21 protein-coding genes and 3 tRNA genes are annotated in these 23,411 nt (G+C 73.7%); 14 read left to right on the top strand and 10 right to left on the bottom strand.

Annotation, left to right across the window (positions count from 1 at the left end; all coding sequences use genetic code 11):
• Nucleotides 1-162: 162 nt before the first annotated feature.
• Together LN042_RS23530 and LN042_RS23525 are read left to right on the top strand one after the other, a co-directional pair.
• A complete protein-coding gene (locus tag LN042_RS23530; protein ID WP_230053309.1) occupies nt 163-1,797 on the top strand; it encodes an LCP family protein in 1,635 nt (544 codons plus the stop codon).
• Between the two features lie 99 nt (nt 1,798-1,896).
• On the top strand, nt 1,897-2,181 hold the full coding sequence (locus LN042_RS23525; RefSeq protein ID WP_230053308.1) for a hypothetical protein: 285 nt from the start codon (nt 1,897-1,899) through the stop codon (nt 2,179-2,181).
• A 182-nt stretch (nt 2,182-2,363) separates the two neighbouring features.
• Here LN042_RS23525 and LN042_RS23520 read toward each other — a convergent pair whose 3' ends face one another.
• Complete coding sequence (locus tag LN042_RS23520) at nt 2,364-2,684, bottom strand: hypothetical protein (RefSeq protein WP_230053307.1); 321 nt, start codon at nt 2,682-2,684, stop codon at nt 2,364-2,366.
• A gap of 216 nt (nt 2,685-2,900) precedes the next feature.
• Nucleotides 2,901-2,974, bottom strand: a tRNA-Ile gene (locus LN042_RS23515).
• 183 nt (nt 2,975-3,157) lie between these two features.
• On the opposite strand from LN042_RS23515, the gene LN042_RS23510 reads away from it, so the two are divergent.
• Together LN042_RS23510 and LN042_RS23505 are read left to right on the top strand one after the other, a co-directional pair.
• Nucleotides 3,158-4,009 (top strand): trypsin-like serine peptidase, encoded by an 852-nt coding sequence (locus LN042_RS23510; RefSeq protein WP_230053306.1) that lies wholly within the window; start codon nt 3,158-3,160, stop codon nt 4,007-4,009.
• 116 nt (nt 4,010-4,125) lie between these two features.
• The gene (locus tag LN042_RS23505) at nt 4,126-4,890 is read left to right on the top strand and encodes a trypsin-like serine peptidase (protein ID WP_230053305.1); all 765 of its coding nucleotides are present in this window, start codon (nt 4,126-4,128) and stop codon (nt 4,888-4,890) included.
• 55 nt (nt 4,891-4,945) lie between these two features.
• Here LN042_RS23505 and LN042_RS23500 read toward each other — a convergent pair.
• A tRNA-Asn gene (locus LN042_RS23500) sits at nt 4,946-5,021 on the bottom strand.
• A 36-nt stretch (nt 5,022-5,057) separates the two neighbouring features.
• Nucleotides 5,058-5,130: transfer RNA gene (locus tag LN042_RS23495), tRNA-Asn, on the bottom strand.
• 256 nt (nt 5,131-5,386) lie between these two features.
• On the opposite strand from LN042_RS23495, the gene LN042_RS23490 reads away from it, so the two are divergent.
• The 3 genes from LN042_RS23490 to gad all read left to right on the top strand — a co-directional run bounded on the left by LN042_RS23490 (nt 5,387) and on the right by gad (nt 8,639).
• Nucleotides 5,387-5,671 (top strand): hypothetical protein, encoded by a 285-nt coding sequence (locus LN042_RS23490; RefSeq protein ID WP_230053304.1) that lies wholly within the window; start codon nt 5,387-5,389, stop codon nt 5,669-5,671.
• 82 nt (nt 5,672-5,753) lie between these two features.
• Nucleotides 5,754-7,190, top strand: a complete 1,437-nt coding sequence (locus tag LN042_RS23485) for an FGGY family carbohydrate kinase (protein ID WP_230053303.1) — start codon at nt 5,754-5,756, stop codon at nt 7,188-7,190.
• A gap of 42 nt (nt 7,191-7,232) precedes the next feature.
• Nucleotides 7,233-8,639 (top strand): glutamate decarboxylase, encoded by a 1,407-nt coding sequence (gene gad / locus LN042_RS23480; RefSeq protein ID WP_230053302.1) that lies wholly within the window; start codon nt 7,233-7,235, stop codon nt 8,637-8,639.
• Nucleotides 8,640-8,647: 8 nt separating this feature from the next.
• Here gad and LN042_RS23475 read toward each other — a convergent pair whose 3' ends face one another.
• From LN042_RS23475 to LN042_RS23465, 3 genes are all read right to left on the bottom strand, one after another.
• A complete protein-coding gene (locus tag LN042_RS23475; RefSeq protein WP_249801397.1) occupies nt 8,648-9,664 on the bottom strand; it encodes an RNA polymerase sigma factor in 1,017 nt (338 codons plus the stop codon).
• Nucleotides 9,665-9,799: 135 nt separating this feature from the next.
• Nucleotides 9,800-11,716: a DNA primase gene (dnaG, locus tag LN042_RS23470; RefSeq protein ID WP_230053301.1), complete on the bottom strand. Its 1,917-nt coding sequence runs from the start codon at nt 11,714-11,716 to the stop codon at nt 9,800-9,802.
• Nucleotides 11,717-11,726: 10 nt separating this feature from the next.
• The gene (locus LN042_RS23465) at nt 11,727-13,034 is read right to left on the bottom strand and encodes a deoxyguanosinetriphosphate triphosphohydrolase (protein ID WP_230053300.1); all 1,308 of its coding nucleotides are present in this window, start codon (nt 13,032-13,034) and stop codon (nt 11,727-11,729) included.
• Nucleotides 13,035-13,157: 123 nt separating this feature from the next.
• On the opposite strand from LN042_RS23465, the gene LN042_RS23460 reads away from it, so the two are divergent.
• A complete protein-coding gene (locus LN042_RS23460) occupies nt 13,158-13,790 on the top strand; it encodes an ArsR/SmtB family transcription factor (protein WP_230053299.1) in 633 nt (210 codons plus the stop codon).
• Nucleotides 13,778-15,073 (top strand): MFS transporter, encoded by a 1,296-nt coding sequence (locus tag LN042_RS23455; RefSeq protein ID WP_230053298.1) that lies wholly within the window; start codon nt 13,778-13,780, stop codon nt 15,071-15,073. The genes LN042_RS23460 and LN042_RS23455 overlap by 13 nt, the downstream gene beginning before the upstream one ends.
• On the opposite strand, the gene LN042_RS23450 is transcribed toward LN042_RS23455, so the two are convergent.
• Nucleotides 14,967-16,217 (bottom strand): MFS transporter, encoded by a 1,251-nt coding sequence (locus tag LN042_RS23450; RefSeq protein WP_230053297.1) that lies wholly within the window; start codon nt 16,215-16,217, stop codon nt 14,967-14,969. The two genes, LN042_RS23455 and LN042_RS23450, sit on opposite strands and share 107 nt — an antisense overlap.
• A 53-nt stretch (nt 16,218-16,270) precedes the next feature.
• Here LN042_RS23450 and LN042_RS23445 point away from each other — a divergent pair, with 53 nt between their 5' ends.
• From LN042_RS23445 to LN042_RS23435, 3 genes are all read left to right on the top strand, one after another.
• Nucleotides 16,271-17,053 (top strand): AraC family transcriptional regulator, encoded by a 783-nt coding sequence (locus tag LN042_RS23445; protein WP_308191854.1) that lies wholly within the window; start codon nt 16,271-16,273, stop codon nt 17,051-17,053.
• Nucleotides 17,054-17,059: 6 nt separating this feature from the next.
• Nucleotides 17,060-17,587, top strand: coding sequence for a SigE family RNA polymerase sigma factor (locus tag LN042_RS23440; RefSeq protein ID WP_230053296.1), 528 nt, complete (start codon nt 17,060-17,062; stop codon nt 17,585-17,587).
• Nucleotides 17,588-17,668: 81 nt separating this feature from the next.
• Complete coding sequence (locus tag LN042_RS23435) at nt 17,669-18,928, top strand: hypothetical protein (RefSeq protein WP_230053295.1); 1,260 nt, start codon at nt 17,669-17,671, stop codon at nt 18,926-18,928.
• 13 nt (nt 18,929-18,941) lie between these two features.
• On the opposite strand, the gene LN042_RS23430 is transcribed toward LN042_RS23435, so the two are convergent.
• Both LN042_RS23430 and LN042_RS23425 read right to left on the bottom strand, forming a co-directional pair.
• Nucleotides 18,942-19,889 carry an SGNH/GDSL hydrolase family protein gene (locus LN042_RS23430; protein ID WP_230053294.1) on the bottom strand — a complete coding sequence of 316 codons (948 nt, stop codon included), beginning with the start codon at nt 19,887-19,889 and terminating at the stop codon, nt 18,942-18,944.
• A 67-nt stretch (nt 19,890-19,956) separates the two neighbouring features.
• Nucleotides 19,957-20,889, bottom strand: coding sequence for a proteasome assembly chaperone family protein (locus LN042_RS23425; protein ID WP_230053293.1), 933 nt, complete (start codon nt 20,887-20,889; stop codon nt 19,957-19,959).
• 639 nt (nt 20,890-21,528) lie between these two features.
• Here LN042_RS23425 and LN042_RS23420 point away from each other — a divergent pair.
• Nucleotides 21,529-22,272: a GNAT family N-acetyltransferase gene (locus LN042_RS23420; protein WP_230053292.1), complete on the top strand. Its 744-nt coding sequence runs from the start codon at nt 21,529-21,531 to the stop codon at nt 22,270-22,272.
• A 118-nt stretch (nt 22,273-22,390) separates the two neighbouring features.
• Nucleotides 22,391-23,398, top strand: coding sequence for a hypothetical protein (locus LN042_RS23415; RefSeq protein WP_230053291.1), 1,008 nt, complete (start codon nt 22,391-22,393; stop codon nt 23,396-23,398).
• Nucleotides 23,399-23,411 lie beyond the last annotated feature (13 nt).

Genomic DNA, 23,411 nt, shown 5'->3' with positions numbered 1-23,411 from the left:
AGCCGCATCCTCCGCAACACGGTTGCCGGGGGTATGCGGTCTGCTCAAAACTTGCTAAATTGCGCAAGTGTGCAACCGGATCACTCGGCCGGACCGTCCTCCTGATCGGCTCCGGAGGAGCCCGCCGGCCCACTGATCTGTCGGAGACCGCGCGGAGAACCCATGACCGATCCCGAGGCCAACCCCGGGGAGCAGCACGCCCAGGACGGAGCGGAAACCACCAGCTTAAGCGCTGAGGCGTCAACTGCCCAGCAGCGCCGCCGACTGGCGAAGGTCGCCGTGGTGACCGCGTTCGTCCTGATGCTGGGAACAGCCGGGGCCGGTTCCTGGTTCTACGAACGGCTCGACGGCAACCTCTCGATCTTCTCCAGCGCCGGCATCTCCTCCCACCGCCCGCCCGACGGCCCGTCGGACGCGGCCGGCAACACCCCGGTCAACGTGCTGGTGCTCGGCTCGGACAGCCGGACCGGGGGCAACTCCGCCCTGGCGGGCGGCGACGTCGGCACGGGCAACTCCGACACCGCCATCCTGCTGCACGTCTACGCCGACCACCGGCACGCGGTGGCCGTCTCGATCCCCCGCGACGCCCTGGTGGACATCCCGCCCTGCCTGCTGCCGGGCGGGAAGTGGACCGAACCGCAGCACGACCAGATGTTCAACGCGGCGTTCTCCGTGGGCTCCGCACCGAACGGCAACCCGGCGTGCAGCCAGAACACCGTGGAGACCATGACCGGACTGCGGGTGCACCACACCGTGGTGGTGGACTTCAAGGGCTTCGCCGCCATGACCGGCGCGGTCGGCGGCGTCCAGGTGTGCGTGCCCAATGACGTGGACGGCTTCGGGATCCACCTGAAGAAGGGCCTGCAGACGGTCAGCGGCCAGAGCGCGCTGGACTACGTGCGCGCCCGGCACGGCCTCGGGGACGGCTCGGACATCGGCCGGATGAAGCGCCAGCAGGCCTTCCTGGCCGCGCTGGTCAAGAAGATCCAGGCAAAGGGGTTCGACCTGACCGCCCTGCTCCCGCTTGCCGACTCCGCGACCAGGTCGCTGACGGTCGACCAGGGCCTGGGCAGCCCGCTGAAACTGGCCTCGTTCATCCGCTCACTGCGGTCGATCAAGCTCGCCGACGTGGAATTCGTGACCACCCCGTGGCGGTACGCGGGAGAACGGGTGGCACTGATCCACCCGGACGTCGACACCCTGTGGACGCTGCTGCGCCAGGACCGCACCCTGGACGACCGGAGCGCCGCCCGCCCGAGCAGCGCGCCGGCCCCGACGGCGGCCCCCTCCGGCGACGTCACGGTGCCGATCGTGGTGCAGAACGGCAGCTTCGTCCCCGGCCTGTCGCTGCAGGTGGAGCAGGTGCTGCGGACCCGCGGCTACCAGGACGTCAGCACGGACCCCGACGGGATCCAACGCGCCGTCACGGCCGTCGAGTACCCGGCCGGCAAGCAGACCGCCGCCGAGCAGCTGGCCCAGTACTTCCCGGGCGCCCAGGTCGTGTCGAGCCCGTCGGTCACCGCCGTGACCGTCACCGTCGGCGCCGACTACGCCGCCAGCCTCCCCGGGGAGTCCGGCAGCCCGGTCGCCGCCGACGACGACCCGCCCGACGCCACGGCGACCGGCAGCCCCTCCGACGGCCCTGCGAGCAGCCCCGCGAGCAGCCCCTCGGGTGGCTCGCCCGGGCCCTCGACCGGTGCCGCGGCCAGTGCCTCGGCGACCGGGCTGCCGAGCGGCATCACCGAGAACCTCAGATCCGCCGACGCCGACCCCTGCTCCGGCCTCAGCTACGGCTGAGCCGCCCAGGCCCCGTCCGAGGGAACAGGCCCCGTCCGAGGGAACAGGCCCCGTCCGAAGGAACCACGAAGGACCCGATCGAAGGGAACAGCGCTGAGCATGCCGTGGGGGGACCACCGGTCCGCCGGCTCCGCAGACTCACTGCGACTGGCCGCGGCCGTCGCCGAGATCGAAGGGCTGCACGCGGCCCTGCAACACACCACCGACCCGGGCCGACGGCGCCGGCTGCGCACCGACCTGGCCCGCTCCGCCGCCCGGCTGGCCTCGCTGGCCGCCGCCCCACCGGGCGTCGTCCCGCTCCAGTCCCGGGGCAACTCGCGCCGCGCGCGCCGCCGCGGGGCCCTGGTCCGGGGCGCCCGCTGGCTGGTCGACCGGCTCGGCTGAGCGCACCGCGCGAAAGGGCGGCGACGGGACGCGCGGTCCCGTCGCCGCCCTCGGTCGGCCGCGCCCGGTCCGGCACCGGCAGTGCCGGTGCCGGACCGGTGGGAGGCCCCGTCGGGCGGGCTGCTGACCGCCCCGCCCGGCGAAGCCCTGCCATCCCCCGGCGGCCACCGCTTGACCGCCCGTCAGGGCGCCTTGAAGCTGCCCGCCCCGCCGGCGTGCGAGCCGTGGCCGGGCTCGAGCGTCCCGACGGTGGTCGGGTCCTCGGTGATCGGGATGGTGCAGAACGGGTCGGCGTAGACCTTGATCGGCGAGTTGGTCATGTTGAACACCACGTGCGTGTCCAGCGGCAGCTTCTTGCAGCCGTGCGGGTCCTGATAGACGTCCAGCGGCCGGAACTGGGTGCTGTAGACCACCACCTGACCGCTGGCGGCCTGGGCGGGCGCGGCGGCCATCCCGACCAGGGTGGCGGCGGCGAACAGTGCGGAGAGGGCGATACGTCGCATGCGGCAAACGATCACACGGCGCGACGGGGCGCGGACAAGTCGACGCAGGAAAGATCATCCATCTGGGCCAACGTCGACCGGCACACCGTCAACGGCCGCTCACAGCACCCCTGCCCAACGGGTGAAGTTCCGGCCTGTCGTCGTGACCGGCCGGATCCGGTGCCCTAGGGTGCTCCCAGGTGAGACCCGCAGGTGACACCAGGCCATGGTGCTGAGTAGGGCGGGTGGGACTCGAACCCACGACCCAGGGATTATGAGTCCCCTGCTCTAACCGGCTGAGCTACCGCCCCACCTCACCGCGTGAACCGCCACCACCGTGGCTGGTTCACCGCAGCGCAGACGGCCCTGGCGGGCCGCCTCGGGCAGCATATCCGGTCGATCAGCCGCGGTGCGCGCCGGGGGCGCACCACGAGTGCGCTCCCGGCTCCGGCGCGGGGTGACGAGGGCGGGTCAGCGGGCCCGCAGGGAGGCGGATGACGGTGCGTGCGGCGGTGCTGGCGCTGGCCCTGGCGCTGCTCGTCCCGGTCGGCGTCACGGGCTGCTCGGCCACCGGCACGAGCGGCGGCGCGGCCTCGGCCGACACGCCCCGGGCGAGCTCGGCGTCCGGCACGAGCGGCGCCTGGAACCGCAAGCGCTTCCTGGCCGCCTTCAACAAGCGCAGGGGCACCACCCGCACCGCCTCCCCCACCACGATCAACGGCCTGGTCGGCGCGGTCTTCACCCACGACACCAGCGGCGACCACTTCTGCACCGCCAGCGTGGTGGACAGCGCCGGCCGGAACCTGATCGTCACCGCGGCGCACTGCGTCTACGACCCGGGCGTCGGCCAACGCTCCGACCTGGTCTTCGTGCCCGGCTACCGCGGCGGCGACGCGCCCAGCGGGGTCTGGCCGCTGGCCGCCATCACCGTCGACCCCAGCTGGGCGGCCGACGGCAACCCCGACCTGGACGTGGCCTTCGCGACCGTCCTGCCGCAGGACGGCAAGCAGGTGCAGCAGGTGCTGGGCGCCAACCGACTCGGCATCAACATGGGCTACCAGTTGCCGGTGCGGCTCACCGGCTACCCCAGCAGCGCGGACGTGCCGATCACCTGCCTGAACCTCACCAGCGAGCAGAGCCCCACCCAGCTGCGCATCGACTGCCCGGACTACGGCGGCGGCACCAGCGGCAGCCCCTGGGTCACCGGCTTCGACACCACCACCAGGACCGGCACGGTGGTCGGGGTGATCGGCGGCTACCAGGAGGGCGGGAACACCCCCGACACCTCGTACAGCAGCTACTTCGGGGACGCGGTCCAAGCCCTCTACAACCGCGCGACCAGCTGAATCACGATTGGGTTCGCATCCGGCCGAGCCTGGCGCCGGACCGGCTGGTTTGGTAGATCTTGGGTCCGTGACGAGGGCGCGGCGCGCGCCACGCGGACCCGAGAGGCGGAGAACGGATGGCGCGGCGGCTGCGCGGCCGGATGGCGATCGGTGCTGCCGCGGCCGGACTGGTGACCGGCACGGCCGGCTGCGGGGCCGCGCTCCACCCGCCGCACCCCGCCCCCACGGTCACCGCGGTGACCGCCGCCCCGAACGGGGTGAACGACCGGGTCGGCGTGCTGCAGCTGGCCGACGACGGCAACGCCCGGTCCTGCACCGCCAGCGTGGTGGACAGCCCGTCCCGCAACCTGCTGCTCACCGCCGCGCACTGCGTCTACCAGACCGGCGACGGCCCGGTGGCGGGGCTCGCCTTCGTGCCCGGCTACCGGAACGGCTCGGGGCCGCTGGGCAGCTGGAGGGTCTCCAAGGTGACCGTCGACCAGCACTGGCAGGACGACGGCGACCCGGAGTACGACGTGGCGTTCCTCACGGTCGAGCCGAAGGACGGCCGGCAGATCGAGGACGCGGTGGGCGGCGGCAACCCGATCGCCGTCGGCCGCGGCTTCGGCCTGCCGGTGACCGTCACCGGCTACCCGGCGGACCAGGAGGAGCCGATCACCTGCTCCGCCCGCACCACCCCGCAGAGCGCCACCCAGGAGGAGTTCGACTGCGCCGGCTTCTCCGACGGCACCAGCGGCAGCCCCTGGCTGGCCGGCGACGGACGGGTCGTCGGGGTGATCGGCGGCTACCAGCAGGGCGGGGACAGCCCGGACGTCTCGTACAGCATCAGCTTCGACGACCGGGTCAGCACGCTCTTCCAGCAGGCCGCCGCAGCGGCGTGACCGGCCGGGGAACGGCGAATGCCCCCCGGCCTGGGCCGGAGGGCGTTCGGTGTGGTGGCTCCCCCAATTGGACTCGAACCAATAACCTGCCGATTAACAGTCGGCTGCTCTGCCAATTGAGCTATGGGGGATCGCACGGCCAGGCATCCGCAGGGCGGCTGCCTGAGCTCCCGCATTTGGACTCGAACCAAAAACCTGCCGGTTAACAGCCGGCTGCTCTGCCAATTGAGCTATGCGGGATCGTCTTCTCCGCCGCGTGCACCACTCGGCGCTCGCTGCGGGACATACATTAGCGCATCCAGGGGGGTGGTCCGCCAATCGCTTCCGCTGCTTCAGCAGGTGAGGGGCACCCACCCGCCCGGCGCTCCCGGCGGGCGGCCGGCGGGCAGGTCGGGGGATGCTGGGGAAACCGCCGGGTAACTTCCGGGGTTCACCGGCGGCCTCGACGGGTAGGGCACCGCGGCAACTGCCGCCACACAAGGGTGGAGACCGAGAGATGAAGTGGAAGCTTTCGTTCGTCGTGGGAGCCGCCGCCGGGTACGTGCTGGGTGCCCGGGCCGGCCGACAGCGCTACGAGCAGCTGGCCGACGCCGCCCGCCGGGCCGCCCAGCACCCCGCGGTGCGGGACGCCACCCAGCGGGCCCGGGAGACGGCGGGCCAGGCGGTGGGCGCGGTGACCGACCGGGTCGGCGACCGGCTCCCGGACGCGATCACCGACCGGGTGGCCTGCTTCAACCGCAGCCGGCCGGAGGACGACAGCTGGGGCACCGTCCGCCGCTGAGCGCCCACCGAGGCGTACCGAGTGCGCAACACTTGCGGGCCGCGCCCGAACCGGGCGCCCCGGCTGCGGCATGATCTCCTGCATGGCCATCGTCGCGGGCATCGACAGCTCGACCACTCGCACCCGGATCGTCGCGTGTGACGCGGACACCGGTGAGGTGCTGCGCTCCGGCAAGGCCGCGCACCCGGACTCGGAGGCCTCCCGGGCCCGCAGCACCGAGGCGGACCCGCAGTCCTGGCTGCACTCGCTGGGCGACGCGGCGCACGGCGGTCTGCTGGAGGGCGTGCGGGCGATCGGCGTCTCCGCGCAGCGGCACAGCCTGATCGGGCTGGACGCGGGCGGGGTGCTGGTCCGCCCGGTCCTGCTGTGGACCGACCCGCGCTCCTCGGGCGCGGCCGCCCAGCTGGTGGACGCGCTCGGCGGACCGGCCGCCTGGACCTCGGCGATCGGCGCCGTGCCGGCCGCCACGTACACCATCGCCAAGCTGCGTTGGCTGGCCGAGTTCGAGCCGGCCAACGCCCGCCGGATCGCCGAGGTGCTGCTGCCGCACGACTGGCTGGTCTGGCAGCTGCTCGGCCACCCGCAGCGGCGCACCACCGACCGGGGCGACGCCTCCGGCACCGGCTACTGGTCGCCGATCACCGGCGAGTACCGGCAGGACCTGGTGAAGCTGGCCCTGGGGCACGAACTGACCCGGCTGCCCGAGGTGCTGGCACCGAACGAGCCGGCCGGACACACCCCCGAGGGCCTGCTGATCTCGGCCGGCACCGGTGACAACATGGCCGCCGCGCTCGGCCTCGGCCTGGAGCCCGGGGACGCGGTGGTGTCGCTGGGCGCCTCCGGGACCGTCTTCGCGCTGCACGACGAGCCGGTGGTGGATCCGTCCGGCACCGTCTCCTCGTTCGCCGACGCCACCGGCCGGCACCTGCCGATGGTCGGCACGCTCAACGCCGCCGGGGTGCTGCGGTCCACCGCCCAGCTGCTCGGCGTCGACCTGGAGCAGCTGAGCGAGCTGGCGCTGCGCTCCACCCCCGGCGCCTACGGCCTGGTGCTGCTGCCCTACCTGGACGGCGAGCGGACCCCCCGGCTCCCGCACGCCGCGGGCACCTTGCACGGCCTGCGGGCCGACTCGATGCGTCCCGAGCACTTGGCCAGGGCCGCCGTCGAGGGCATGCTCTGCAACATCGCGGACGCGTTGGACCGGCTGCGCGCCAAGGGGATGACGATCCGTCGGGTGTTCCTGCTCGGCGCGGTCGGGCGACTGCCGGCGGTCCGCGACATCGCCTCGCTGATCTTCAACACCACGGTGGTGATACCGCCGCCGGGCGACCACGCGGCCCGTGGTGCGGCGCGGCAGGCTGCGTGGGCCCTGACCGGCACCCCCGAACCGCCGCGTTGGGAGCTTCCGGGAGCGACGGTGCTGGAACCCGAGCGGGACCAGCCGTTCGGTAACGCAGTACGGCAGCAGTTCGGCGTGGTGCGGGACCAAGTCCACCCGGAGATCGCCGGGATGGCCTAGCGTGGAAGCCCTGCTGGTACTCCACCGAAGGGCGATCGAGGAATGGCGCTGCACAAGGGGTCGAGCAACGGCCACCGACTGTCTGTCAACGCGTTTCTGGGGGAAGCCGATCCGATCGGCGCGATGCGCGAAGCTCCGCCGAAGCACCGGCTGCACCCCGTGTCGCTGCCGCCGCGGGTCGCCTACCAGCTGATCCACGACGAGCTGATGCTGGACGGCAACGCCAAGCTGAACCTGGCCACCTTCGTCACCACCTCGATGGAGGAGGAGGCGGACAAGCTGATGGCCGAGTGCTCCGACAAGAACATGATCGACAAGGACGAGTACCCGCAGACCGCCGAGCTGGAGCGGCGCTGCGTGGCGATCCTGGCCGGCCTGTGGCACGCGCCCGAGCCGGACGAGGCGGTGGGCTGCTCCACCACCGGCTCCAGCGAGGCCTGCATGCTGGCCGGGATGGCCCTCAAGCGCCGCTGGATGCGCCGCAACCAGGCCCGCTACGACGCCGGCGCCAAGCCCAACATGGTGATGGGCGCCAACGTGCAGGTCTGCTGGGAGAAGTTCTGCAACTTCTGGGAGGTGGAGTGCCGGCTCGCACCGATGGAGGGCGAGCGGTTCCACCTGGACGCCGAGTCCGCGCTGGCGCTGTGCGACGAGAACACCATCGGCGTGGTCGGCGTGCTCGGCTCCACCTTCGACGGCTCCTACGAGCCGATCCAGGAGATCTGCGAGGCGCTGGACGGACTGCAGCGGCGCACCGGCCTGGACATCCCGGTGCACGTGGACGGCGCCTCCGGCGGCATGATCGCACCGTTCCTGGACCCCGACCTGATCTGGGACTTCCGGTTGCCCCGGGTGGCCTCGATCAACACCTCGGGCCACAAGTACGGCCTGGTCTACCCCGGCGTCGGCTGGGCGCTCTGGCGGGACCACGAGGCGCTCCCCGAGGAGCTGGTCTTCAAGGTCAACTACCTGGGCGGCGACATGCCGACCTTCGCGCTGAACTTCTCCCGGCCCGGCTCCGAAGTGATCGCCCAGTACTACCAGTTCCTGCGACTGGGCTTCGAGGGCTACCGCGCGGTCCAGCAGTCCTGCCGCCACGTGGCCCGCCACCTGGCGGCCGGGCTCGAGAAGACGGGCGCCTTCCGGCTGATCACCCGCGGCGACCAACTCCCCGTCTTCGCCTGCACGGTGGCGGACGATGTCACCTCGTTCGACGTCTTCGACGTCTCACGGCGGCTGCGGGAGCGCGGCTGGCAGGTGCCCGCCTACACCTTCCCGGCCAACCGGACCGACCTGTCGGTGCTGCGAGTGGTCTGCCGCAACGGGTTCACCATGGACCTGGCCGACATGCTGCTCGCCGACCTGGAGCGGGTGCTGCCCGAACTCCGCGCCCAGCCGGCGCCGTTGCAGAACCGCGGGGTGGAGCCCACCAGCGCCTTCCACCACTAGGCGCGTCGTCAGTCGAGGTAGCCGCGCAGCTGATCGGCGAAGGCGTGGTCGCGCAGCTTGGCGAGGGTCTTGGACTCGATCTGGCGGATCCGCTCGCGGGTCACGCCGAAGAGCTCACCGATCTCCTCCAGGGTGCGCACCCGCCCGTCGACCAGCCCGTAGCGCAGCTCCACCACCTTGCGCTCGCGCTCACCGAGGGTGGCCAGCACGGCCTCCAGGTGCTCGCGCAGCAGCAGGAAGGCGGCGCTCTCGGCGGGCTCGGCGGCGTCGGCGTCCTCGATCAGGTCGCCGAGCGCCACGTCCTCCTCGGCGCCGACCGGGATGTGCAGCGAGATCGGTTCCTGGGCCAGCCGCAGCACCTCCCGGACCCGGGCCTCGGTGAGCTCCAGGGCCGCCGCCACCTCGGCGGGGGTCGGCTCCTCCCCGCGCTCCTGGAGCAGTCTGCGCTGCATCCGCAGCACCCGGTTGATCAGCTCCACCACGTGCACCGGCACCCGGATGGTGCGGGCCTGGTCGGCGAGGGCACGGCTCATCGCCTGCCGGATCCACCAGGTGGCGTAGGTGGAGAACTTGTAGCCGCGGGTGTAGTCGAACTTCTCGACCGCCCGGATCAGGCCGACGTTGCCCTCCTGCACCAGGTCGAGCATGGTGAGCCCGCGGCCGACGAAGCGCTTGGCGACCGAGACCACCAGGCGCAGATTGGCCTCGATCAGACGGCGCTTGGCGGTGCGGCCGAGTACCACCAGCTGGTCCAGCTCGTCGGCCAGCGGGCCGTCGGGCAGGCCGTGGCGGTGCAGGTGCTCCTCGGCGAACAGGCCGGCCTCCACCTGCCGGGCCAGCTCCACCTCCTCGGCGGCGGTGAGCAGCCGGATCCGGCCGATCTCCCGCAGGTACTGGCGGAACAGGTCGGCGGCCGGGCCGGTACCCTCCCGCAGGGCGTCGAGCCGGGCGTCCGACGGCCGGGCGGCCTCCTCGTCGGGCGGTTCGTCCAGCGGCTGGCCTGGCTCGTCGGGCGGCTCGCCCAGCTCGTCGAGCACGTCCTCGGCCGGTCTGGCGATCTCCAACGGGCCCACCCTCCACGGGCGCTGGGGCCCGTTGTGCGACGGACTGAGACCCTTTCAGTGTGGCCCTTGCGGTGTGCGCCGCGCCACACCCGAGCACTACAGACCGGCGGCGCCGCGGGTGCGCAGATTGTCGTCGTACTGCTGGAGGGCCCACAACTCCTGCTGGACCGGCGCGAGTTCCTCGGGGGTCGCCCGGTTGCCCAACCGCTGCAGATGGGCCCGCACCTCGTCGACCCGGCGGCGCACCGAAGCCCGGCGCAGCTTGACCAGGAACTCCCCGGCGTAGATCGCGTCCGGCTTGCGCCGGGTGCGGATCGGCTCCACCGTCAGCTCGGTGACCAGCGCCCGGACCCGGCCGTCCTCGGCGGCCTCCTGGACCAGCGGGAGGAACGCGGCGTTGGTGGCGCCGTAAGTGGTGCCACCGGCCTTGGCGATGGCCCGCCGCACCGCCGCGTAGGGCGGCGGCACGAACTCGTCCTCGCCGTACTGGTCGAACGCCGGGCTGACCAACTCCGGGTGCTGCAGGGCGAGTTTCAGGAGTTCGCGCTCGACGAACCGGGCCGGGTCGCGGCCGTCGAGCCGGAACGCGGGCTGGGCGGGGGCGGCCGGCGGCGGGGACGGCTGCCGGCGGGCCGACTGGCCGTGCTGCTGCCCGCGCTGCTGCTGCGGGGTCTCGCGCTGCCGGCGGGAGATCTGGGCCACCCGGCGGACCACGAACTGTTCGTCCAGGATGCCCAACAGGCCGGCCAGCTGGACGGCGTACTCGTGCCGGATGGACGGGTCCTTGATCTTGGCGACGATCGGCGCGGCCTCCTCCAGGGCGGCGGCCCGCCCCTCGGCGGCGTCCACCCGGTGCCGGGCCACCGTGGAGCGCAGCGCGAACTCGAACAGCGGCACCGGGTTGGCGATCAGCTCGCGGACCGCCTCGTCGCCCTGGGCCAGCCGCAGTTCGCACGGGTCCATGCCGCCGGGGCTGATCGCGATCGAGGTGCGGGCGGCGAACTTCTGGTCGTCCTCGAAGGCCCGCAGCGCCGCCTTCTGCCCGGCCGCGTCGCCGTCGAAGGTGAAGACCGTCTCGCCGCGGTAGGACGAGGTGTCCATCAGCAGCCGGCGGATGATCTTGATGTGGTCCTCGGCGAACGCCGTACCGCAGGTGGCCACCGCCGTGGTGACACCCGAGAGGTGGCAGGCCATCACATCGGTGTAGCCCTCGACCACCACGGCGCGACCGGACTTGGCGATCTCCTTCTTGGCCAGGTCGATGCCGTAGAGAACGTGCGACTTCTTGTAGATCGGCGTCTCGGGGGTGTTGAGGTACTTGGGGCCGTTGTCGTCCTCGCGCAGCCGGCGGGCGCCGAAGCCCACCACCTCGCCCGCGACGTCCCGGATCGGCCACACCAGGCGGCCCCGGAACCGGTCGATCAGGCCGCCGCGCTGGCCCTGCGAGGCCAGGCCGCCCTGGAGGATCTCGCGGTCGGTGAAGCCCTTGCCGCGCAGGTGGCGCACCAGGTGCTCCCAGCCGGCCGGGGCGTAGCCGACGCCGAAGTGGGCGGCCGCGGCGGCGTCGAAGCCGCGCTCGGCCAGGAACGCCCGGCCGATCTCGGCCTCCGGGCCCTCCAGCTGCTCCCGGTAGTAGGCGGCGGCCACCTTGTGCGCCTCCACCAGCCGGGTGCGCTCGCCCTGCTGCCCGCGGCTGTTGTAGCCGCCCTCCTCGTAGCGCAGTGTGATGTTCGCCTGGGCGGCCATCCGCTCCACGGCCTCGGCGAACGAGAAGTGCTCGATCTTCTGCAGGAAGGTGATCGTGTCGCCGCTCTCCTGGCAGCCGAAGCAGTGGAAGACACCCTTGCTGGGGCTGACGTAGAAGGAGGCGGACTTCTCGTCGTGGAACGGGCAGACGCCCTTCAGCTGGCCGCCGCCACCATTGGTGAGCTGTACGTAGTCGCCGACGACCACGTCGATGGGCAGTGCGTCGCGCACCCGCTGTACGTCTTCGTCCCTGATCCGCCCGGCCACTCGGGGAAGTTTACTGGAGCGGCCCGCCGGTCAGCCGGGCGTGGAGGGCGAGCGCGGAGGCGTCGGTGAGGCTGGCGATCTGGTCGATCACGGCGCGCAGCGCGGCGCCGTCATCGGGGGCCTGGGCGTGCTGGGCGGCGAAGACCGGGTCCAGCTCCGCCGGGTCGCCCGCGGCCAGCAGCTCGGCCAGCTCGGCGATCACCACCCGCTGGCGGGCCCGCAGCTGGGCCTGCTCGTCGCGCTGCATCACGTAGCGCACCGCGACCGCCTTGAGCACCGCGCACTCCAGCCGCACCGAGCGCGGCACCACCAGCTCGGCCGCGTACCTGGTCAGCCGGCCGGGGCCGTAGCGGGCCCGGGTGGCCTGCTCGGCGGCCAGGCAGAACCGGCCGATCAGCTGGCTGGTGAGGTCCTTGAGGCCGGCCCGGGAGCGCGGTGAGCCGTCGTAGCCGCGCGGCCACCACTCCTGGGCCTGCAGCCGGTCCAGGGCGGCGGCGAACTCCTCCGGTTCGGCGTCCGGCACGTACTGCTCGGCGACCTTGCACAGCTCGGCCCGCTCGGCGGGGCTGGAGAGCGCGGCGAGGGCGATGTGGCCGGCGTAGATGGCGTCCTCCACGTCGTGGGTGGAGTAGGCCACGTCGTCGGACCAGTCCATCACGGTGGCCTCGAAGCACTTGCGGCCGTGCGGGGCGCCGGACCGCAGCCAGCGGAAGACCGGCAGGTCGTCGGTGTAGACGCCGAACTTGGACGAGCCGGGGTCGGCGGGGTGGCCGCCGCGCGGCCAGGGGTACTTGGTGGCGGCGTCCAGCGCGGCCCGGGTCAGGTTGAGCCCGACGCTGCGGCCGGGCCAGGGGGCCAGCCGGGCCGCCGGCTCGTCCAGCGGGGCGAACCGCTTGGGCTCCAGGCGGGTGAGGATGCGCAGCGACTGGGCGTTGCCCTCGAAGCCGCCGCAGGCCGCGGCGGCTTCGTCGAGCGCCTGCTCGCCGTTGTGCCCGAACGGCGGGTGGCCCAGGTCGTGGGCCAGGCACGCCGTCTCCACCAAGTCCGGATCGCAACCCAGGGCCGCGCCCAACTCCCGCCCCACTTGGGCGCATTCGAGCGAGTGGGTGAGCCGGGTGCGGGGGAAGTCGCTGCGCATCGGGGCGACCACCTGGGTGGTGCCGGCCAGCCGGCGCAGCGCGGCGGAGTGCAGCACCCGGGCGCGGTCGCGCTGGAAGGCCGTGCGGCCGGGCCGCTTGTCCGGTTCGGGCACCCAGCGGGCCTTGGCGTGCTCGTCGATCGTCGCGTCGTCCATCAGCGCTTCCACCACCTCGTCCATCAGCGACACGGTACGCCGCACCAGTGACGGATCGGGCGCAGCGCGCTCACGGCCGGCAGCTTGCAGAGTTCTCTCTGCAGATTTGCCTATGCAGAGGATCCTCTGCACGCTAGATTGATGACCATGGACGACCAACAGCCCACCCCGCGGGCCCGCACCATCGACCCGGGCAGCCTGCGCGCCCTGGCCCACCCGCTGCGGATGCGGATCCTGGACCTGCTGACCGACGAGGGTCCGGCCACCTCCGCCAGGCTCGCCGAACGGCTCGGCGAGAACACCGGCACCCTCAGCTGGCACCTGCGCCAGTTGGCCGAGCACGGGTTCATCGAGGAGGACGAGGAACGCGGCACCAGGCGCGAGCGCTGGTGGCAGCGCAGCACGGAGAAGCTCACCTTCAACAGCGACGAGCTGACCGTCGACCCCGCCACCGCCCAGGCGCTCGACGTCTACAAGCGCCACTACCTGGAGCGCGCCTTCCAGCGCGCCGCCCGGGCGCTGGCCACCCCGCGCACCCCCGAGTGGGTGGGCGCCGGAAACATGTCCGACTGGGGCGAGGTGTGGATGACGCCGGAGCAGCTGGGAGCCCTCGGCGCCGAACTGCTGGCGGTGATCCGCCGCCACGTGCCGGAGCCCGACGCCCCGAGGCCCGCCGAAGCCCGCCCGGTGCTGATCCAGTTCCAGACCCTGCCGATGTTCGGCACCGAGAGCACCGGCGAGGAGCACCCCGCCGGCGAGGAGCCCCGATGCGCACCCTGACCCGCGCCACCGAGTCGCCCGTCGGCACCCCCGGCAGCAGCCTGCTGCGCCGCAACCGCGACTTCCGGCTGCTCTACACCGGCGAGGTGACCGGCCAGTTCGGCACCTCGGTCACCAACCTGGCGTTACCCCTGATCGCCACCGTCACGCTGCGCGCCGACGCACTGGAGGTCAGCTCGCTCACCGCCGCCGCCTGGCTGCCCTGGCTGCTGCTCGGCCTGCCGGCCGGCGCCTGGGTGGACCGGATGCGCCGCCGGCCGGTGATGCTGACCGCGGCCGCCTGCTCCCTGCTGCTCTACCTGACCGTTCCGGTGGCCGGCGCCCTGGGCCTGCTGACCTTCCCCCAGCTGCTGGCGGTGGCCTTCTGCGCCGGGATCAGCACCGTCTTCTTCCAGACCGCCTACACCGCCCTGCTGCCCACCCTGCTGGCCGCGCCGGACCGCGCCGAGGGCAACGCCAGGATCCAGGGCAGTGCCTCGGTCGCCCAGTTCGCGGGCAGGAGCTCGGCCGGTGCGATCGCCCAGTTCTTCGGGCCGGTGAACGGCCTGTTCGCCAACACCGCGACCTTCCTGGTCTCGCTGCTCTGCACCGCCGGGATCCACGAGGCCGCGCGTCCGGCCACCCGGGCGGCCGGACGGAGCCTGCGGCGGGACATCGGCGAGGGCCTGCGGCTGGTGCTGGCCGACAGCTGGCTGCGCTCGGTCCTCGCCTACGGCGGGCTCTCCAACCTGGCGCTGACGGCCTACCAGTCGATCCAGGTGGTCTTCCTGCTGGACCGCGCCGGGCTGCCGCAGGGCCTGATCGGCACCCTGATCGCGCTGTCCGGCCTCGGCGGCATGGCGGGCGCTGCCGTGGCCCGCCGGGTGGGCGCGGCGATCGGCACCGCGCGGGCCCTGCTGCTCTTCCAACTCGGGCTGCCGATCCTGGCGTTGCTCATCCCGCTCGCCGACAGGGGCGCCGGTGCGGTCTGCTGCGTGGTCGGCGGCCTGGCGGTCTCGGGCGGCGTGGTGGCCGGCAATGTGCTGCGGGCCACCTTCGTCCAGCAGTACGTGCCCGCCGAGCTGTTCGGCCGCACCAGCGCCACCACCGCCGTCGTGGTCTACGGCACCATGCCGCTGGGTGCACTGCTGGCCGGCGCCCTGGCCCAGACGGTCGGCCTCGGCCCCGCGATGTGGATCAGCTGCGCGGGGGTGCCGCTGGCCGCGCTGACCCTGCTGTGCTCGCCGGTGCGCCGGCACCGGGAGCTGCCGACCCGGCCGATGACCGCCGCCCCGACCGCCTGAGCCGCTCCGGCTCCACCAGGAACGCCCCGAGCAGCACGGCAGCCAGCGGCAGCACGCAGACCACCGCCAACGCCCCTCGCGGGCCGTGCGCTTGAGCCACCAGGCCGAGCGGCGGCGCGACCAGCCCGCCGACGCTGACCGCCAGCCCCAGCGTCACCCCGGCCGCCGTCCCCGGTCGGGCCGGCAGGTAGTCCTGCCCCAGCTTCACCGTCACCGCGAACGGCAAGTTGAGCACCACCCCGGTCAACACCGCGAACAACAGCGGGAGGTACCGCCCCGGTACCAGCAGCAAGGCCAGCAGCGCCGGCACGATCAGCACCGTCCCCAGCTGCGCGGTGCGCACCATGCCGATCCGGTCCGCCAGTCGGCCGCCGCCCAGCGTCCCGGTCACCCCGCCGGCCAGGAAGCAGGCCAGCGCCGCCCCGGCCAGCGTCTGCGAGGCGTGCAGCTGGCGCAGCCAGTACAGCTCGATGAAGGTGCTGATCCCGAAGAAGACCATCGAGCGGACCACTGCCACGCCGGTGAGCACCAGGAACGGCCCCCAGTGGTCCGTCCCGCCCGCCCGGGAGGCCGCTCCGGTCGCCACCGCCCCGCGCCCGCCGGCCCGGTGCAGCAGCACGGCCGTGAGCAGCGCCGGCGCCAGGAAGAGCGCGGTCGACTTCACCCCCCAGGCGGTCAGCGCCGGGGTGGCCAGCACCGGGGCCAGGAAGAAGCCCACGCTGCCGCCGGCCGCGAAGACACTCATCGCGGTGGCGCTCTCCCCCGCCGCCTGCCGGGCCGCCTTGCCGGCCGCCGGGTGGAACATCGACACCCCGATCCCGGAGAGCAGCAGCAGCGCCCAGACCAGCGGATAGCCGCCGACCAGCCCGGACAGCCCCACCCCCGTCCCAGCCAGCGCCACCCCGGCCGCCGCCAGCCAGGGCAGCCGCCAGCGGTCCACGGCGAGGCCGATCAGCGGCTGCGGCAGCGAACTGCCGAGCGTGGCGGCCAACGCCAGCCCGGCCGCCGCCACGTAGTCCCAGCCGCGCTCCAGCACGAAGTACGGCACCATCGCGGGCACCAGGCCCTGGTAGAGGTCGTCCACGGCATGTGCCGCGCCCCACAGTCGCATCCGGCGCCAGACACCGGTCTCACGGCTCGTCATGCGTCCAGCCTGCCGCCGGGGCGGTCTTCCGGCTTCCGCTACTCTGCCCAGTTGTGTCGCCAACCCGCCAGGATGCCGCTCACCGGGACGCGCCCGGGCCCTCGCTGCGCCCGATGGCCGACCGGGAGCGGGTGGACTGGCACTACCACGACGTCAACCAACTGGCCTGGCCCGGACGCGGGGTGCTGCGGATGACCACGGCGCAGGGCAGTTGGGTGGTGCCGCCGCACCGCGCGGTCTGGCTGCCGGCCGGCGTGCCGCACACCCACCAGGCGCACGGACCCTCCGAGTTGCGCTGCCTGGTGTTCCCTGCGGCGGTCAACCCGCTGCGGCTGGCCGGCCCGGCGGTGCTGGCGGTCAGCCCGCTGCTGCGGGAGCTGATCGCCGCCCTCACCGGCCCCGACGCACCCACCGGACGGCCCGCCCGCACCCTGGAGCAAGCCGCGCTCGACCAGCTGCGCCAGGCACCCGAACTGCCGCTGGGGCTACCGCGACCACGTGACCCCCGGCTGCGCGACCTGGCCGCCCTGCTCACCGCCGACCCCGGCGACCCGCGCAGCCTGGCCGAGCTCGGCCGGGCGGTCGGCGCCGGGGAGCGCACCCTGAGCCGGCTGTTCCGGCGCGAGCTGGGCCTGAGCTTTCCGCAGTGGCGGGCCCAACTGCGCTTGCACCACGCACTGGTGCTGCTGGCCGAGGGCCGCTCGGTCACCGCCACGGCGGCCGCCTGCGGCTACCGCTCCCCCAGCGCCTTCATCGAGGGGTTCCGGCACGCCTTCGGCACCACCCCGGGGCGGCACCAGCAGGGGTGGGACGCGGATGCCGGTCCATCGCATTAGAAGGTCATGAACCGCACAACACCGAGTGCCGCGCCGGAGGGCCCCCTGGATTTCCGGGAGTTCGCCGTGTCGAGGGGACGCCACCTGGTCCGCACGGCCTACCTCCTGACGGGTGGTGACGCGCACCTGGCGGAAGACCTCGCCCAGGAGGCGCTGGCCCGGCTGTACGGCCGGTGGCGGCGGATATCCCGGCTGGAGAACCCGGCCGGTTACGCGCAGACCGTGCTGGTCAACAGCTTCCTGACGTACCGGCGCCGCCGCAGCAGTTCCGAGCACGTGACCGACACGTTCACCGAGACGGCCGGCCGGGAGGGCGACCCGGCGCTGCGGGTGACGCTGATCCGGGCGCTGCGCGAACTGCCCGCCCAGGACCGGGCGGTGCTGGTGCTGCGGTTCTGGGAGGACCGCAGTGTCGAGGAGACGGCCGCCGTACTGCGGCTGAGCGCCAGCGGCGTCCGCTCGCGCAGCAGCCGGGCGCTCACCCGGTTGCGCGAGGTGCTCGGTGCGGAGCTGGACGAGCTCACCCGGCCCTGACCGGCGATGCCACCCGGTCCGCTCCCACCCGGCTCCGCCCGGGACGTCACCCAGTTCACCCGAGATGAGGGTCCATCTGCCATGTCCTCCTTTGACGAGCGTTTCTCCCAGGCGCTGCGCGATGCCGCGGAGCTCGCCCCCGACACCTCCGGCGAGTCGCTGGCCGACTCCGCGGAGCGCATCGGTCGCAGCCGTGCGGTCCGCCGGCGCACCGTGGTGGTGAGCGGGGCCGCGGTGCTGGCCCTGGCCGCCCTGACCACCACCGTCGAACTGCGCTCCGGTCCCGGCCGGCCCACGGTCGCCGCGGGGACCGGCACGACCGGGACGGCACAGGTCACCGGCCAGTTCATGGCCGACACCCTCGCCTCGCTGCTGCCGTCCGGCGGCCGGACCAGTGAGGCGCACGGCACCGGCACCGGCGATCCGAACTCGCCCGGGCCGATGGCGAACCTGCTGTACACCGACGCCACCGGCGCCGCCCGCCTCGAGCTGTCGGCGAGCCGGGTCCAAGGCCCCGTCAACCGGTGGACCTACGGCACCCAGTGCCCCGATCCGTTCGACACCGCGCTCGACGGCTGCACCCGCTCGGTGCGGGCGGACGGCTCGATCGTGGTGGTGGAGCAGCTGAGCGGGCCGCCCAGGACCTGGTCCGCCTACTTCACGCGCACCGACGGGCAGCAGCTACGGCTGGACGAGGCCGATTTCACCGGCGGGTCGCCGGCCGACGGGAAGAACCTGCCGATCTCGCCCGACCAGCTGGCCGCCGTGCTGAGCAGCAGCGCCTGGAACCCGGTCCTCAGCGCGGTCACGGTTCCGGCCAGCGCCCCGCCGCAGGCCCAGGACACGGCCCAGGCTCCCGCCCCTGAGGACGTGCTGGCCGGGGTCCAGAAGCGGCTTCCCGCGGACGCCCGGGCGGACGCCGGCGACCTCGGCAAGCAGAACACCCTCGGCTCGGCGCACCTGGCCGTCACCCTGTCCGGCCGGACCAGCCAGCTGCAGATCACCGTCGAGCCGAAGTGGGCCCAGGGCGACGGTCCGGAGGCGCAGTCCCGGCGCCGGCAGTTCACGTCGGGTGCCTCGGACCCGGGCGACGTGACCCGGGCCGCCGACGGCACCAGCGTGATCAGCCAGGCCAACAACACGGGCGACACCAATGCCACCGGCTACGGCGCGCCCGGGCAGGTCAGTTGGGTGGTCGACGCCCTGCACCCGGACGGCACCAGGGTCACCGTCACCGAGTGGAACGGACCCAGCAGCCATGCGTTCACCGCGGGCCCGCTGGCACTGAACGCCGACCAGCTCACGGCGATCGCACTCGGCACCGACTGGGCGAAGCCGTAGCCCTGGTCGCGGTTCAGTGGGCCGCCCGGATGCTCCCCAGCACCGCGGCGGCCATCGCCTGCTCCCCGGCCGGGTTGGGGTGCAGCGGGGCCAGGCCCTCGGCCGGCAGCGGCGGCTCCACCCAGCGGACCGACGGCCCGGCGCACATGTCGTGCCCCTGCGAGGGCGTGTAGGTGTCCACGTAGATGGCGCCGGCGGCCGCCGCCCGGTCCCGCAGCACGGTGTTCAGCTGCTGCTCCTTCCCGGCGAGGAAGGCCAGATCGCCGGTGCTGACGGCGCCGCCGAGCAGGCCGCCGCAGGAGGCCGGGTCGCTGGGCAGCAGCGCCGGGTAGCCGACCAGGAAGACCTTGGCCCCGGGTGACCGCCGGGCCACTTGCTGCAGCGCCGCGGCCACCCGGTCGCCCACCGTGTTCAGCACGCCGTTCAGCAGGTCGCTGCCGTCGGCGGCGGTGTAGCGGGCCTTGCACGGCGCCTGCCCCTGGGCCCCCGTCACCAGATGGAGCAGCCCCTGTTCGGCGCATTCGGTGAAGACCTGGGTGAAGTCCGCGTCGTTGCCGCCGATGCCGAGCGTGACCAGCCTGGTCCGTGCGGTGAGCGCGTCCAGCTGGGGCGGGTTCGGACCGCCGGCCACCTGCTGGGCGCCGGTCAGGTCGGCGGTGGTGGCGCTGCTGCAGCTGACGTCGGTGAACTGGTCGCCCGTCAGGCCGAGCCCCCGGGCGACCTGCGACGGGTAGTCGGCCGCCGACCGGCCGCAGCCCGTGGGACCGCCGCCGGCCGGCCGCAGGTGCAGCCCGGCCGTGTAGGAGTCGCCGAGCGCCGCGTACGGCCCGCCGGGCACCCAGGCGCGCGCCCCGGCGCTGGGCGACGCGCTCGCCGACGCGCCGCCGGGCGCGGGCCGCCCGCCGCCCGCGCCGGCACAACCGGCCAGCGCGAGCAGCACCAGCACGAGCCCCAGGCCCACCGGTCGACGCGTCACACCCCGCCCAACGCCCGGTGCCCCCGGGTTGGTTCCGAGCCGAACGGGCGGCCTACTCGCCCTGCTCGTGCTCCGCCAGGAACTGCTCGAACTGGCGGCCGAGCTCCTCGGCGGACGGCAGGTCGGCGGCCTGGGCGAGCAGGCTCTCCCTGCTCTCGGCGCCGGCCACCGCGTCGTACTGCCCCTCCATGCCGCGGATCGCGGAGCGCAGCTCGCCGTCGCCGTGCGAGAGCTGCTCCTCGATGTCGGCGTGCACCTCGGCGACCCGCCGGCGCAGCTCGTTGCCCGGCAGCACCAGACCGGTGGCGGCCTGCACCGCCTCCAGGACCGTCACCGCGGCGGCCGGGTAGGGCGAGCGGGCCACGTAGTGCGGCACGTGCACGGCGAAGCCCAGCACGTCGTGCCCGGCCTCGGCCAGGCGGTACTCGACCAGGGCCTGGGCACTGCCGGGCACCTGGGCCCGCTCGAACCAGCGCGGGTAGCCCGGCGCCAGGTCCAGCCGGTTGCCGTGGGGGGTCAGGCCGACCGGGCGGGTGTGCGGCACACCCATCGGGATGCCGTGGAAGTCCACCGCCAGGCGCACCCCGAGCTCGTCGACCAGGCCGGCCACGGCGGCGGCGAAGGCCTCCCACTCGACGTCCGGCTCCGGGCCGGTCAGCAGCAGGAACGGCGTGCCGGTGGCGTCCTGGACGAGCTGCACCAGCAGCTCCGGCGGGTCGTAGGAGACCCAGCTCTCCTGGTCGAAGGTCATGGCGGGGCGGCGGGCGCGGTAGTCGACCAGGCGGTCGTGGTCGAACCGGGCAACCACCAGGGGGCTGCCCTGCTCCTGCAGGTGGGCCATCACCTGGCCGCCGGCCTCCCCGGCGTCCATGAAGCCATCGAACTGGTAGAGCAGCACCGGGCCGTCCACCAGCCCGGCGCGGGCAGCCTCCAGCGCCGCCACGCCGTGTGGTTCCAGCTCGTACAGCTCCTTGGGATCACGCACCGCGCACCCGATCCGTTTCTCGTCGGTCCTGCCTGTCGGTCACACACACCAGCGTGCCGCAGGGCGCTGACATTCCCGACACCGCCCCGGCCCATCGGGCGGGTTTGACTCGTACCGTTCACAGTCACCTGCCGCCCTTGCATCACTGCAGGTCAGGACGGTGATTGGGCACTTCGGTCGGCACCGCTGGGCCAGTCGGGGCAGGACGGCGCGCCCGGTGGGCGCGCCGCGAAGTGACGCGGGCGGCATCGACATGTATCGTCCTCTCGCTGCCCCGCATCGTCGCGCCGTCGCCACGTCGTCCGTCACGCCGTAGGCCGCCGTCCCGAACGTGTACGGTCAGCCCCAGAATCACACGTTGCCTTCACCTGGCCGCCTGCTTCCCTTCGCGCACTCATTCCCTCTACGGCCATCTCGCGGACGCACGCTGTCCCCCCGCACCTCCTCGCCGGACCGGTCCCTGCCGACCGGGCTCTCCGGCACCGCGCTGCCCGCCCGAGGGCCGCTGCCACCCGACGTACGGCCGAAGCTCCGGCGTACCCGGGTCGAGCGGACCGCATCGGGCGGGGCGACCTGTCCTCCCAAGCGCCCGCGCCACGGGCGCGAGGGTCCTCCGACTGCCGAAGGATCGAAGGTTCCGTGCCTGCACCAGTCACCCTCACCGGCCGCACCGTTCGGCTGGAGCCCCTCACCGAGCAGCACGCCGAAGGCCTGGCCGCCGCGGCGGCCGAGGACCGCTCGACCTACGGCTTCACCGCCGTCCCGCAAGGGCTGGACGGCGCGCTGGAGTTCATCGCCACCGCCCAGGCCGACCTGGCGGCCGGCCGGTCGTTGGCGTTCGCCACCGTGCGGGCCGGCGACGGCCTGGTGGTGGGCTCGACCCGGTTCCTGGAGCTGGACTACTGGCAGGGGCCGGTGGTCTGGCCGCCGCTGCCGGCCGGCCCGGTCGGTGATCCGGCCACCGCGGTGCCGGACGCCGCCGAGATCGGCCGCACCTGGCTCTCCCGGCACGCCCAGGGCACCGGGATCAACACCGAGGCCAAGCTGCTGATGCTCCGCCACGCCTTCGAGACCTGGGGCGTGCAGCGGATCTCGATGCGGGCCGATGCCCGCAACCTGCGCTCCCGCGCGGCCATCGAGCGGCTCGGCGCCACCCCCGAGGGGGTCCGCCGGGCGCACAGCCGGGGCCTGGACGGGGTGGTGCGCAGCACCGCGTTCTACTCGATCCTGGCCGAGGAGTGGCCGGCGGTGCGGGACATCATCGAGCTGCGGATCGCCGCGGCCATCTCGCCGAGCGCGCCGGACCGGGGGATCGGCCAGGGCATGGGGCACGAGCTCGACCAGGAGTGCGTCAGACCCGCCGGGCCGCTGATCCCCGCCTGACCGGCCTCGGGCCGGCGGCCGCGGCCGCCGAAGACAACACGGAGTCAACACTCGGCCGGGCTGACCCCCTGCGGGGGACCTTTCGCATACCCACCGTCCGGCGGGGCACCACCCCGCCATGACTGCGATGACCGCCCTCGAGGCCGTCCGGCTGCTCGGCGCCGACCATCAGCACATCCTGACCCGCGCGCAGCTGATCGAGCACGGGGTGCCCTCCGGGACCATCGCCCACCGGCTGCGGCCCGGCGGGCCCTGGCAGCGGGTGCTGCCCCGGGTGATCTGTCTGCAGAGCGGGCGGCTGAGTCCGCATCAGCGCCTGCGGGCCGCGCTCAGCTACGCGGCTCCCAAGGGCGAGCGCCCGAAACCGGGCTCGGTGCTGCTGACCGGCCTGTCGGTGCTGGCGGACGCGGGGCTGCCCAGTGCCGGGCATCCGGCGGACGTCGAGGTGGTCGACGTGCTGATCCCGGGCAGCCGCAGGGTGGCCAGCCGGGACTTCGTCCGGGTGCACCGGGCGCCGAGCCGGGTGGGCGGCATGCCGGCCGGAGTGGAGCGGGACGACGGGCTGTGGAGCGTCGGGGTGGCCCGGGCGCTGGCCGACGCGGCGCCGTTCCTGACCGGTGGGCGGCAGTTCCGGGCGCTCTGCGCGGAGGCGGTGCAGGGGCGGCACTGCGAGCGGGCCGATCTGCTGGCCCGGCTGGTCGGCGGGCCGGCGGCCACCGCGGCGCTGCCGCACGTGCAGCACGTGGCGGACGAGCTGACCTGCGGGGTGTACTCGATCGCGGAAGCCGAGGCACGCGACCTGCTGCGGCGGTGCGGGCTGCCGGAGCCGCTGTGGAACCCGGTGCTGCTGCTGGACGGGCGGTTCCTCGCGGTGCCGGACGCGTTCTGGCCGCAGGCCTGCGTCGCCCTGGAGATCGATTCACGGGCCTGGCAACTGAGGCCCGCCGACTACGAGCGCACCCTGACCCGCGGCAACCGGCTGCAGGCGGCACGGCTCCCGGTGGTCCGGGCGACCCCGCACCAGCTGCGCGCCGACGCCGGGCCGGTCATCCGCGAGCTGCGCACCCTGCTGGCCACCGGTCCGCACGGGCCGTACCACCGGATCACCTGGACCCGGTCCCGCTGAGCGCGTCGGCCCG

Origin of the sequence: Kitasatospora humi (assembly GCF_020907985.1) — a bacterium.
GTDB lineage: Bacteria > Actinomycetota > Actinomycetes > Streptomycetales > Streptomycetaceae > Kitasatospora > Kitasatospora humi.
The sequence above is the reverse complement of the archived record's forward strand: the minus strand, read 5'-3'. Positions and strand labels throughout refer to the sequence as shown.